General features: G+C 49.8%; 10 protein-coding genes. 7 read left to right on the top strand and 3 right to left on the bottom strand.

Annotated elements, in window-relative coordinates; genetic code table 11:
- Positions 1-58: 58 nt before the first annotated feature.
- Positions 59-424, bottom strand: a complete 366-nt coding sequence (locus ACN0TT_RS06115) for an Hpt domain-containing protein (RefSeq protein WP_417761251.1) — start codon at positions 422-424, stop codon at positions 59-61.
- A gap of 108 nt (positions 425-532) precedes the next feature.
- Positions 533-1447, bottom strand: coding sequence for a TIGR01212 family radical SAM protein (locus ACN0TT_RS06110; protein ID WP_417761250.1), 915 nt, complete (start codon positions 1445-1447; stop codon positions 533-535).
- Between the two features lie 479 nt (positions 1448-1926).
- On the opposite strand from ACN0TT_RS06110, the gene gltB reads away from it, so the two are divergent.
- The 7 genes from gltB (at position 1927) to ACN0TT_RS06075 (ending at position 11306) form a co-directional block, all read left to right on the top strand.
- A complete protein-coding gene (gene gltB / locus ACN0TT_RS06105) occupies positions 1927-6375 on the top strand; it encodes a glutamate synthase large subunit (protein ID WP_417761249.1) in 4449 nt (1482 codons plus the stop codon).
- A gap of 7 nt (positions 6376-6382) precedes the next feature.
- Complete coding sequence (locus ACN0TT_RS06100) at positions 6383-7792, top strand: FAD-dependent oxidoreductase (RefSeq protein ID WP_417761248.1); 1410 nt, start codon at positions 6383-6385, stop codon at positions 7790-7792.
- 156 nt (positions 7793-7948) lie between these two features.
- Complete coding sequence (locus tag ACN0TT_RS06095; protein WP_417761247.1) at positions 7949-8641, top strand: 5'-methylthioadenosine/adenosylhomocysteine nucleosidase; 693 nt, start codon at positions 7949-7951, stop codon at positions 8639-8641.
- Between the two features lie 7 nt (positions 8642-8648).
- Entirely contained in the window at positions 8649-9620 is a 972-nt protein-coding gene (locus ACN0TT_RS06090; protein WP_417761246.1) for a cobalamin biosynthesis protein CobD/CbiB, read from the top strand.
- 125 nt (positions 9621-9745) lie between these two features.
- Positions 9746-10138, top strand: a complete 393-nt coding sequence (locus tag ACN0TT_RS06085) for a DUF2721 domain-containing protein (RefSeq protein ID WP_417761245.1) — start codon at positions 9746-9748, stop codon at positions 10136-10138.
- A gap of 161 nt (positions 10139-10299) precedes the next feature.
- Positions 10300-10779, top strand: coding sequence for a nuclear transport factor 2 family protein (locus ACN0TT_RS06080; protein ID WP_417761244.1), 480 nt, complete (start codon positions 10300-10302; stop codon positions 10777-10779).
- Positions 10780-10868: 89 nt separating this feature from the next.
- A complete protein-coding gene (locus ACN0TT_RS06075) occupies positions 10869-11306 on the top strand; it encodes a hypothetical protein (protein ID WP_417761243.1) in 438 nt (145 codons plus the stop codon).
- Between the two features lie 65 nt (positions 11307-11371).
- Here the strand turns inward: ACN0TT_RS06075 and tyrS are convergent, their stop codons facing one another.
- Positions 11372-12571 carry a tyrosine--tRNA ligase gene (gene tyrS / locus ACN0TT_RS06070; RefSeq protein WP_417761242.1) on the bottom strand — a complete coding sequence of 400 codons (1200 nt, stop codon included), beginning with the start codon at positions 12569-12571 and terminating at the stop codon, positions 11372-11374.
- Positions 12572-12583: the final 12 nt, after the last annotated feature.

Raw genomic sequence — 12583 nt, 5'->3', positions numbered from 1 at the left:
TAAGGTGTACCAACGGAAGTTTACGAGGGCGCAAACGTCGCCCTCTTTGACGGTAGGATTAGGCTTTGGCTTCGAGAAAGGCTTTTAACTGCGCCAAATCACCTTCTACTAGGCTGAGAATATCGTTGAGCCATTGCGCATGATGTACTGGCCATTGTGGGTCTTCACCATGTTGTAGTGACTGCGCCAATAAATGCACTCGCTTTAAACCAACTGAGCCGGCAGCGCCTTTGAACTTATGAGCCTCAGAACAAAGCACATCTTTATTACCTTCATGATAGGCATTCTTCAAATTTGCCAAATACTCCGGTAACAGCTGCTCAAATAACACCACACTGCGCAATAGGGTGCCCGCACCAATTGCACTGCAGTATTGTTCCAGAGTATTAAGATCGAGCACTGAATCCAATTCGCCATTCGCCATCAAGGCACTCCTTGCAACATCAAAATTATGAACATAATACCTGCTTCGAACACAGGCGCAACTCGTACAGTAACTTCCTTATCGACTGAAGCGATAAATGCTTAATCCTTATAACAGCAATGACCCTTGCGCACCCATGCGTTCTAAGTTGTTGACCACAGCGGTAAGCCCTGTCCAACGGCCACAACACCACTGCGGCGCCAGCAAAATAGGCGGTTTAGCATAAGCGGTAACCCGATGGTAAACCACCGAGGCGGGCGTGCGACGAATAAGATTTGTCGCTGAGTCGGCGTACTCCTCTATCGTCAGTGGTTGCAAGCGCCCTGCTCGCCATGCTTTAGCCATGACACTGCCTTCAACAATATGTAGCGGATGTAATTTCAAACCGTCAACGCCCAACGTTAACACGCGTTCTAACGTTTGCTGATGCTCAACAGGTGTCTCACCTGGCAGACCTAAGATCAGATGGGTACAGACCTTTAACCCTAACGCTCTAGCACGCAATACCGCATCTTGATAAGCGGCAAAGTCATGGCCTCGGTTGATGCGGCGCAGCGTCTGATCATGTGCCGATTGCAGACCCAGCTCCAACCACACCTCAAACCCTTGCTGCTGATATTGTGCTAACAGTTGCAGCACTGAATCGGGAACACAGTCAGGGCGCGTTCCCACACAAAGCCCCACTAAGTCAGCGCATTTTAGCGCCTCATCATAGCGGCGCTTTAGTAAGGAGTACTCTTCATACGTGCTAGTGTAAGCCTGAAAGTAGGCTAAAAACTTCTCTGCTTTCTCGCGTAGCCGCTGTTTACCTCCGTGCAACTGCTCGGCAATGCTGAGTGTCGCGTCGGTATTCGCGGCATAGCTAAATGAGGCGACATTACAAAAAGTACAACCGCCGACGCCGAGTGTGCCATCTCGATTGGGGCAGGTAAATTTGGCGTCCAACGTGAGCTTTTGCACGCGCTGACCAAATTGTTGTTGGCAATAACGGCCAAAGGTATAGACAAACTTATCAAGTCCCATCAGGATACTCGTACGACAATCATCGCACGCATGTTACTGACTCGCTGTGAATATTGGCTTGTGCTAAGTCAATCTTCCGCTTATCTGGTCACTTCGCTCTGCTACATCCCGCTCTAACAACACCCAAAAAATGAATATTTAATCACAATGTTCGCGTAAAAATACAACCACCGTATGCTTAAAAAAACATCAAACAGAAGTTATAAATTATCTTTTAAATATTGTTAATTAAGCGTATTCATTATTTTAACCAATTTATAAAATCCCATTTATTCATAATGTTATACGTAACGCCTCTCAGTTTACGTTAACGGCATGTTTTTCTGTTTTATGCAAAAAACCGCGTAAATTGTCTTGAATATATGCAATCTTTTGGTTTGACCTTTGCAAACTCTCGGGATAATTTGATTGGTTCGGGTGCATATCTATAGACAGCCATCTATTCAGATTCAAGTTGTCGACGTTTTTGGGGGGTTTGTATGAGTTTGTATCATCCCAGTTTCGAGCGGGAAAACTGTGGATTTGGTCTGATCGCACAGATGGACGGTGAAGCAAGTCACCGTATTGTGCGAACAGCGATTCACGGATTAGACCGGATGAAACATCGCGGTGGGATTGCTTCAGACGGTCGCACAGGTGATGGCTGTGGTTTGCTTATGCAAATGCCACGCAGCTTTTTTGAGTCCATTGCTGAAGAGGAAGGCTGGCACTTAAGCCGCCAATTTGCCGTGGGCATGTTGTTCCTTAGCCAAAATCAAGAGCGCGCAGAAGCCGCCAAACAGCTAGTGGAACAAGAGTTAGAAAAAGAGATCCTCAGTGTTGCCGGTTGGCGTAAAGTCCCAGTTAATCCAGACGTACTGGGCGAAATAGGTAAAGCGAGCTTGCCGGATATTTGGCAAGTACTGGTCAACGCGCCTGTCGGTTGGCGTGAACGCGATGTGGAACGTCGCCTCTACATGGCCAGACGCCGCATTGAACAGCAGTTGGTAAGCGACGCTGACTTTTATGTCGCGAGTTTGTCTGGTCAAGTCATTGTCTATAAAGGCTTGATGATGCCAGCCGATCTGCCAGCGTTTTATAGTGATCTGGCGGACATGCGTTTGCAAAGTGCCATCTGCTTATTCCACCAGCGCTTTTCTACCAATACCTCACCGAAATGGCCATTAGCACAGCCGTTTCGTTTCCTCGCGCACAACGGCGAGATCAATACAATTACGGGTAACCGCCAGTGGGCGCGCGCTCGTGCCTACAAGTTTACCTCACCGCTGCTGCCCGATTTACAGCAAGCAGCGCCATTTGTAAACGAAACAGGCTCAGATTCATCATCGCTCGATAACATGTTAGAGATGCTGCTCGCTGGCGGCATGGACTTGTATCGAGCGATGCGTTTGCTGATTCCACCAGCGTGGCAAAGTAATCCAGAAATGGATGAAGAGCTAAAAGCGTTCTACGACTTTAACTCCATGCATATGGAACCATGGGACGGCCCAGCGGGTATCGTTATGACCAACGGCCGTTACGCAGCCTGTGCGGTTGACCGTAACGGTTTGCGCCCTTCTCGTTATGTGGTGACTAAAGATCGGATCATCACCCTAGCTTCAGAAGTGGGCATTTGGGACTACGCACCAGATGAAGTGGTTGAAAAAGGTCGTGTTGGCCCAGGCGAGCTTTTGGTGTTAGATACCTTAAGCGGTCGCTTATTCCAATCGTTTGAAATCGATAATGATTTGAAACGTCGTCACCCATACAAAGAGTGGATGGCAAAGAACAGCCGCACCTTGACGCCAGCGGAGCAACTGCCCGAAGAGCAATTGGGTGTTAGTGAGTTTCCGGCAGACAAACTGCTGCAATATCAGAAATATTTTGGCTATACCCGTGAAGAGTTGGACCAAGTGATCTGGGCGATGGCAGCGAATGGAGAAGAAGCGATCGGCTCCATGGGTGATGATACGCCAATGGCCGTGTTGTCACGCAAGCAACGCACGTTGTATGACTACTTCCGCCAGAAGTTTGCTCAGGTGACCAACCCACCTATCGATCCACTGCGTGAAAAACACGTCATGTCGTTGGCCACCTGTATCGGTAAAGAACAGAACATGTTCAACGAAACAACCGGTCATGCCTATCGAGTCATGTTTAACTCGCCAGTACTGCTGTATAGCGACTTCAATCAGTTATTACAGCTCGACAGCACCAACTACAAGGCCAGCATCGTCGACCTGAGTTATAACGTTGAGGAAGGCCTTGAGGCTGCAGTTAAGCGCATTACTGCTGAAGCGGAACGCTATGCTAGCACTGGCACCACCCTTGTGGTGTTGTCCGACCGTAATATTGAAAAAGGAAAGTTGGTCATACCGATGGTGATGGCCGTAGGTTCAGTGCAACAAATGCTGGTAAACCAACACCTGCGCTGTGATACCAATATCATTGTCGAAACAGGTTCGGTGCGCGACCCACACCACTTTGCCGTACTGCTTGGCTTTGGTGCCACAGCGATCTATCCATACTTAGTGTATGAAACTATCTCGGGCATGGCACCAAACTATGGCCAAACAGATATGGTAGGCTTAATGCTCAACTATCGCCAAGGTATTGAGAAAGGTCTGCGTAAGATCATGTCTAAAATGGGCATCTCCACCGTGGCCTCGTATCGCTGCAGCCAGCTGTTTGAAGCCATCGGTCTTGCCGATAATGTGATCAAGCAATGCTTTAATGGTGTGGTAAGCCGTGTGCAGGGCGTCAGCTATGCAGGCATCGAAGCCGACCAGCAAAAACTGGCCACTGCAGCATTCCGCTCCCATATTCCGATGACCCAAGGTGGATTACTCAAATATGTTGAAGGTGGTGAATACCATGCCTTTAACCCCGATGTCGTCAACACCTTACAAGCATCGCTAGCCTCCGGCAGTTATGAAGATTACCTGAAGTTTGCCGACCATGTAGACAAACGTCCGGTAGCTACTTTCCGTGATTTGATGGCGATTAAGAGCGAATTGCCTGCTATCAGCGTGGATAACGTAGAGGCAGATACCAACCTCTATTCTCGTTTTGATACCGCCGCCATGAGTATTGGTGCATTAAGCCCAGAAGCGCACGAAGCGCTGGCTATTGCGATGAACCGCTTAGGTGGCCGCTCCAACTCAGGTGAAGGTGGTGAAGATGCACGCCGCTTCAACACTGAACGTAACTCCGCCATTAAGCAGATTGCGTCCGGCCGTTTTGGCGTTACCGCACACTACTTAGTTAACGCCGATGTATTGCAGATTAAAGTAGCGCAAGGGGCTAAACCGGGCGAAGGTGGTCAGCTACCGGGCCACAAAGTGAGCGTCGAAATCGCATCACTGCGTTATGCACGCCCAGGGGTGACGTTAATTTCACCGCCGCCACATCACGACATCTACTCGATTGAAGATTTGGCGCAGCTGATTTTCGACCTGAAACAGATCAACCCGAAAGCTATGGTGTCAGTCAAACTGGTATCAGAGCCCGGCATCGGCACCATTGCTACCGGTGTAGCGAAAGCGTATGCCGATATGATTACCGTTGCGGGTAACGACGGTGGTACAGGCGCGAGTCCGTTAACCTCAGTTAAATATGCCGGTAGCCCATGGGAATTAGGCTTAGCCGAAGTGCATCAAGCACTGGTGGCAAACGGCCTGCGCCACAAAATCCGCTTACAAGTGGATGGTGGTCTGAAAACTGGTACTGACGTCATTAAAGCCGCGCTGCTCGGCGCTGAAAGCTTTGGTTTCGGTACAGTACCAATGATTGCCTTGGGTTGTCGTTATCTGCGTATTTGCCACTTAAACAACTGTGCAACCGGCGTAGCTACCCAGAATGAAACGCTGCGTAACAAGCATTATCATGGCTTACCTGAGCGCGTGATGACCTACTTCCAATTCGTCGCACGCGATGTGCGTGAATGGATGGCGAAACTCGGCGTCAGCCGTTTTGAAGACCTCGTTGGTCACAGCGAATGGTTGCAACTATTGGAAGGCCAAACCGACAAGCAGCAAGGTTTGGACTTATCACCAATTCTGTTCCGTCCAGAAGTGAAAGCCTCAACAGCATTGACTTGGAAAGAAACCAACGTGACCGCAGATAAAGGCGAACTTAACCAAGAGTTAGTTGCTAAGTGCGCCGATGCAGTGAACAAAGGTGAAGGCTTTAACGTTTGCTACAGCATCAACAACACTGATCGCTCAGTCGGTGCCACACTATCAGGTTACATAGCGAGCAAGTGGGGCGTTAAAGGCTGTCCAGAAACCATTAAGCTGCAGTTTAATGGCAGTGCGGGGCAAAGCTTCGGTGTATGGAATAACGCTGGCTTAGAGATGACCCTGTGCGGCGATGCCAACGACTATGTTGGCAAAGGCATGTCTGGCGGTAAGCTCACCATCCATCCGCCACACGGTAGCCCATTTAAAACAGAACGAAGCTCTATTATTGGTAACACCTGCCTATACGGCGCAACTGGCGGCAAACTATTTGCAGCTGGCCGCGCTGGTGAACGCTTTGGTGTGCGCAACTCTGGCGCTCTGGCAGTAGTGGAAGGCCTCGGCGATAACGGCTGTGAATATATGACCAGCGGTATCGTGGTGGTGCTGGGTACAACTGGGGTGAACTTCGGTGCGGGTATGACGGGCGGCTTTGCCTACGTGTTTGACCAATTCGGCAAGTTTGGTCGTCGCGTCAATCAGGAGATGGTAGAAGTGTTGAAAGTGGATGCACCAATCCATCAACAGCATCTGCGCGGCCTGATTGAGGAACACGTTGCCGAAACTGGCAGTGAGCACGCCAAGGCCATTTTGCATGATTTTGAAAATTGGCTGGATTGTTTTGTACTGGTTAAGCCGAAGAATATTGCGGCAGCGGATCTGCTAAAAGTGCAGACACCAGCTCCAGAGTTAGCGGTAAAAACGGGGTAAGTTTACCATGAGTAACAATTTTCAATTTATCGAGGTTGATCGCGTCGATCCAGATAAGCAGGCAATTGAGAAACGCAAAAGCCAGTTTATCGAGATCTATCAACCGTTCTCGCAACCGCAGGTGAACGAACAAGCTGACCGTTGTCTTGATTGTGGTAACCCTTACTGCGAATGGCGCTGCCCACTGCATAACTACATTCCTAACTGGCTCAATCTAGCCAAGCAAGGACGTATTATGGAAGCCGCAGATCTGGTACACGAAACCAACACGCTGCCAGAGGTCTGTGGTCGAGTATGCCCACAAGATCGCTTATGCGAAGGCGCCTGTACGTTAAACGACGAGTTTGGAGCAGTCACTATCGGTAACGTAGAGAAATACATTACCGATACGGCTATCGCTCAGGGTTGGCGCCCTAACCTTGCCAATGTCACACCGCGCAAAGAAAAAGTTGCCATTATCGGTGCTGGTCCAGCTGGGCTGGGTTGTGCGGATATTCTGGCTCGCAACGGCGTGACAGCGGTAGTGTTTGACCGTAACCAACAGATTGGTGGTCTGCTCACTTACGGCATTCCCTCATTCAAGCTGGATAAGGCAGTGATGCAAACTCGCCGCACGGTGATGGAAGGCATGGGCGTGCAGTTCCGTTTAGGTACTGAGATTGGCAAGGACATCGCCTTTGAAACGCTGCTAGCTGAGTATGATGCGGTATTCCTCGGCATGGGCACTTACACCGCCATGAAAGCCAACCTTGAGGGCGAAGATGCCGATGGCGTCATTCAAGCGTTGCCTTACTTGATTGGTAACACCCAATCACTGCTCGGTGAGCAAGATGCCAGCACGCCTTACATCAATCTGCAAGGTAAACGAGTGGTGGTGCTCGGCGGTGGTGATACGGCAATGGACTGTGTACGCACAGCTGTTCGCCAAGGCGCTGCTTCAGTTACTTGTGCCTATCGTCGTGACGAAGAAAACATGCCAGGCTCACGCCGCGAAGTGAAAAACGCGCGCGAAGAAGGCGTAGAGTTTCTGTTTAACCGTCAACCGACGGCAATTAAAACTGAAAACGGTAAAGTAGTGGCCATTGAATGTGTAGAAACCTGTATGGGTGAAGCCGATGCCAGTGGCCGTCGCCGTGCCGAAGCCATTGCTGGCAGCGAGCAGCTGTTAGATGCCGATGCCATTATCATCGCCTTTGGTTTCCAGCCTAGCCCAGCTAGCTGGTTTGCCGATTTTGATATCAAACTCGACCAATGGAACCGCGTGGTCGCGCCCAAGGCGAGTGATAACCCATTCCAAACCAGCAACCCGAAAGTGTTTGCGGGTGGGGATATGGTCAGAGGCTCAGACTTAGTCGTAACTGCCATCGCCGAAGGGCGTGACGCAGCACTCGGCATTCTGAATTACCTCGACGACTAGACTGGTTTTAACTTCCCTCAAAATCAGTCACATTTGATGCGCACCCTGAGTTTCAGGCGTGCGCTTTTTTGTGAATGTGCGGTTTGTTAGTGGCTGATAGAACTGTGTTATAGTTGGCGCCCAAAAGCAGCACCCATTTATTGAAAAGGTTTATTGATGAAAATTGGCATTATTGGCGCGATGGAGCCGGAAGTTGTACAACTGATTGCAGCGGTCACCGACGCCACCACTACCACTATCGGCGGCATTGAATTTACTGAAGGCCGTCTGGCAGATAAGCAAGTGGTTATTACCCGTTCTGGTATCGGTAAAGTAGCGGCAGCCATGGCAACCACCATGGTGATTGAGCACTTCCACGTCAATGCCGTCATTAACACTGGCTCAGCCGGTGGTTTTGTCGATAGCCTCAACATTGGTGATATTGTGATTTCAAGTGAAGTCCGTTACCACGACGTCGATGTAACCGCTTTCGGTTACGAAATCGGCCAAATGGCGCAACAACCGGCCGCATTTATTGCCGATGAAGCATTAAAACAAGCCGCGCGTGATGCTATTTCTGGCTTAGGTGAAGTACAGACTATCGAAGGATTAATCTGCACTGGCGATAGTTTTATCTGCGATCCACAGCGCACCGCTGTAATGCGTCAGCATTTCCCAACCATGGCCGCTTGTGAGATGGAAGGCGCCGCGATTGCGCAAGTATGTCACCAATTTGCCGTGCCATTTGTGGTTATCCGTTCACTGTCAGACAACGCAAACAATGACTCACCTGTGGACTTTGACAGCTACATCATCAAAGCTGGCGCTCACTCAGCGCAGATGGTGATGGGCATGCTCACCCACCTGTAATATCGCCATGATGCTGCAACAGTTCGTTTCTCAGGATGGTCCATTACTGCTGCGATTTGGCATCATAGCGCTCGCGCTGTCGTTCGCCTTGCTTCTGCCTCTACCGCAGCGGTTTAACCCGCTGTATTGGTTTGCTGAGCTAGGCGGACGCATGGCACAGAAAGTCTGCCGGCCTAATCGCAGTTCCAGCCAGCAACGCATCGCGGGAGGGATGGCTATGCTACTGCTGGTCGTGCCGTTCTGGCTCATTGTGCTGTTTCTGTTAGAACTGGCGGCGTATCCCAGTTTCTTTGAACTCGCCCTACTCTACTGCTGCATGCGTGATTTGCACGCCAGACGAGACTTAGCCCACGTGAGCCGCGCTTTGCTGGTTGCCGACAAAACTCAAGCACGACAGTTGCTAAGTCAATGGGCCAGCCGTGATACGGCCATCTTATCCGAAACGGGTATTGCCAAAACGGCGATTGAGCTGGCTATGACCTCGGCCGCGTATGGCAGTATTGCCGTTGTGTTATTTTATTGGCTAGGTGGTGTGCCGTTAGTGCTACTAGCGCTTATGCTAAAAGCCCTGGAACAACGTTGGTCACCCGCTAATCCGCGCTACCAATACTTTAGCTGCGGCGTAATGTGGCTTAACCATTGGTTGTTTTGGCTGCCAGTGCAAGCGTGCCGCTTGTCGTTAGCAATCCAAGGTGGCCCAGCAGCACTCAAGCAGCTGCTGCGTTTGCCATCATTTGCAATTGCCCAACGAGGTTATCTACAAATTTGCCAATTGGCCGCCACGGTTTTGGCGATAGAACTGGGTGGCGCCCGCAAATATCAAGGTGAACGGATGGCGGTAGCAAAAGTAGGAGTGCCACGTCTACCCCATAACCGTGATATCCAACGCGCGCTAAGCTTAGCCAATACCAGCCGTTGGTTCTGGCTAGGTTTCAGTTTGATTATGCCGGCACTGTGGGTGTTATTACGCTTGCGTTAGCACCGCGGCTTATCGGTCAATATCGCGGCGAGTTGTCGTTGACTGATCAGATAATGCCATTGGGTTTAATGCTCCGCGCAGCCAAGCACTTTATCTTTAACACTTAACTAAACGTAGGTAACCTTGTGTTAGAAAGTACTCATATTTCGCTGACCACGCCAGCGTTGCTGTTTCCAGCAATCTCACTGTTGCTGCTCGCCTATACCAATCGTTTCTTTTCACTGGCAGCGCTGATCCGCAGTTTAAGTGATGCCGAAAAGCCCGTATCCCACCTGCAATTGAAGAATCTACGAAGACGCATCGTGATTATCCGCCGCATGCAGGAAGCTGGCGTGACCAGCTTTGCCCTGTGTGTATTGTGCATGATTTTGATCTACCTCGGTTTTAACCAAAGTGGCTCAGTGGTGTTTGGTGCCAGCTTGTTATTGCTGTTGTACTCGCTGGTGTTATCTGTGCTAGAAATCCGTATTTCAGTCGATGCGCTTAACATCCATCTCAAAGGATTGGACGGTTTGTAATCAGCCCGCAACACAGTGGTGGTTAACATGGCTATCGTGCCCAATAAACCAGCGGTTTAGGGTTGATTCATCCGCCCGCTAAAGGCATTATTCGGAAGTGTTCTTTCACTACGCCGAAGCAGACGATGATGTTCGATCGGGACTAATAAGAGATATTCACTTTGCGCTTTTTGTTGTTATTACTGCTGCTGTTGTTTTCCTCTCTATCATTTGCCGCTGACAATGGCCAGATGCCGGAAGAGCAACAACTCGCAATTAACTACATCAAAGCACTGACAGAGCACGACTACGATACCTTAGATACCTTCTATAGCCGCGAATCGGTATTTACCGATGCCACCGCAGGCCGCACTTATGTCGGCGGCCGTCATATCATCGAGTTTTTCGAGCGTGCCCACCGCGGCGTGTTGGAATATGACTTTAACGTCGAACATATGTTCAACACTGGCTCGCTAGTGGTCATGATTGGTAACTACCACTTCAAAGGGCCGGGTGAGCAATTTGGTAAACCGGGTAAGGTGATTGATATTGCCATACCGGGCGTCACCACGCTTAATGTTGACGTTGGCCGTCATCGCATCAACCAGCACCTCGATTATATCGACTATCAAACCATGTCTGACCAATTAGCCGCGCAATAATTACTCTACTCGGAAACTTCACTGGTTCATGCTTGTCGAATATTGCAGTAGCGACGCATTCAGCGTGATTGCATCGATAAGAGGTACCCATGATACACAGCTATTTAGCGTTGCTGGCCAGTGGCGGTATGTGGTTGATGACCAACGCGCAAGCCGCTGTTAATCCCAGCGTGACGGGGGATATTCCCATGGTTTTGTCCTATGCAGTACAACCCGTCCATCATTTCAACCAACAGCTACAGCAAGCCACTCGCGCCAAAGCCAGCTGGACGACCAGTCCGGAAAGTATCAGTCAGCATTTTGTTGGCAAAGACTATGAGTTGATTAAAGCGCAGGAACACAATGGCAATGTGATTACCTACAATCTGCGGCCATCCACTGACCAGCACCCGCAGCTGCTACTCATTCTCTCCTTAGATAAACATCGACAAGGCTGGAAAGTAAGTAAAGCGGGGCTGAGTTGGCGCTGCCAGAATGACAATTTTTATGGCACCAACAACTGCCAGTTAACTAAGCCACAACCATAACTAGCCTGCTGGGCATTAAAAAAGGAAGCACATTGGCTTCCTTTTTTTGATGGCGAACAACAGGCTTAACTCAAGGTCACTTTAGCAAACTTACGCTTGCCTACTTGGAAGATAGCGGTAGTGCCCGCAGCAAAGCTTTGTTTACTGTCTTCGGCTTTTTCGCCATCAATCTTGACCGCACCTTGCTTAACCATGCGCATGGCATCTGAGGTTGAGCCAACCAAACTCGCTTCTTTCAGCAGATTGGCTAATGGCATACCTTCAGCGCCCGCAACCAGCGTCACTTCAGGGATATCATCTGGCATCGCCCCTTTTTGGAAACGATTGATAAAGTTCTGCTCAGCGCCATCGGCGGCCGCTGCATCATGGAAGCGAGCAATAATCTCTTTCGCTAACAGGATCTTGATATCACGTGGGTTAGCACCATCGGCAACTTGCTGTTTAAAGTCAGCAATTTCAGTCAATGGACGGAAAGATAATAGCTCAAAGTAACGCCACATCAGCTCATCAGAGATCGACATCAGCTTACCGAACATCTCATCCGGCGCTTCGCTCACACCGATGTAGTTGCCTGAAGATTTTGACATCTTCTTCACGCCATCCAAACCTTCCAGCAGCGGCATCATGATCACGGTTTGTGGCTTTTGGCCTTCCGCTTTTTGCAGTTCACGCCCCATCAGCAGGTTGAATTTCTGGTCAGTGCCGCCCAGTTCAACATCCGCATGCAACGCCACCGAATCCCAACCTTGCAACAGCGGGTACATAAATTCGTGAATCGCGATAGATTGACCCGCAGCATAGCGTTTCTTAAAGTCATCACGTTCCATCATCCGCGCCACCGTTTGATGTGAAGCCAAACGGATCATGCCTGCAGCCCCTAACGCTTCTAACCAAGAAGAGTTGAACTCGATACGGGTCTTGGCTGGATCAAGAATTTTATACACTTGCTGCTTGTATGTTTCCGCGTTAGCTGTCACTTGCTCACGAGTCAGCGGTGGACGCGTGGTATTCTTACCACTCGGGTCCCCCACCATGCCAGTGAAGTCACCAATCAAGAAAATCACTTCATGGCCGAGCTCTTGGAACAAACGCAGTTTGTTCAAAATCACGGTGTGGCCTAAATGGATATCAGGCGCAGTCGGATCAGCGCCAAGCTTGATCTTCAGCGGACGACCTTCTTTCAGCTTCTCCAGCAAATCGGATTCCAGCAGAATTTCTTCTGTACCACGTTTAATTTCTGCTAATACTTGTGCTAAATCAGTCATCTTGCCTAGAAC

It is taken from the genome of Shewanella sp. (genome assembly GCF_048265805.1).
Taxonomy (GTDB): domain Bacteria; phylum Pseudomonadota; class Gammaproteobacteria; order Enterobacterales; family Shewanellaceae; genus Shewanella.
Note: the sequence above shows the minus strand (reverse complement) of the source record. Positions and strands in the feature narration are given on the sequence as shown.

Coding starts and splice junctions, on each gene's coding strand:
- ACN0TT_RS06095 (WP_417761247.1), top strand. CDS start 7,949: ATGAAAATTGGCATTATTGGCGCGATGGAGCCGGAAGTTGTACAACTG.
- ACN0TT_RS06075 (WP_417761243.1), top strand. CDS start 10,869: ATGATACACAGCTATTTAGCGTTGCTGGCCAGTGGCGGTATGTGGTTG.
- ACN0TT_RS06115 (WP_417761251.1), bottom strand. CDS start 424: ATGGCGAATGGCGAATTGGATTCAGTGCTCGATCTTAATACTCTGGAA.
- gltB (WP_417761249.1), top strand. CDS start 1,927: ATGAGTTTGTATCATCCCAGTTTCGAGCGGGAAAACTGTGGATTTGGT.
- ACN0TT_RS06110 (WP_417761250.1), bottom strand. CDS start 1,447: ATGGGACTTGATAAGTTTGTCTATACCTTTGGCCGTTATTGCCAACAA.
- tyrS (WP_417761242.1), bottom strand. CDS start 12,571: ATGACTGATTTAGCACAAGTATTAGCAGAAATTAAACGTGGTACAGAA.
- ACN0TT_RS06090 (WP_417761246.1), top strand. CDS start 8,649: ATGATGCTGCAACAGTTCGTTTCTCAGGATGGTCCATTACTGCTGCGA.
- ACN0TT_RS06100 (WP_417761248.1), top strand. CDS start 6,383: ATGAGTAACAATTTTCAATTTATCGAGGTTGATCGCGTCGATCCAGAT.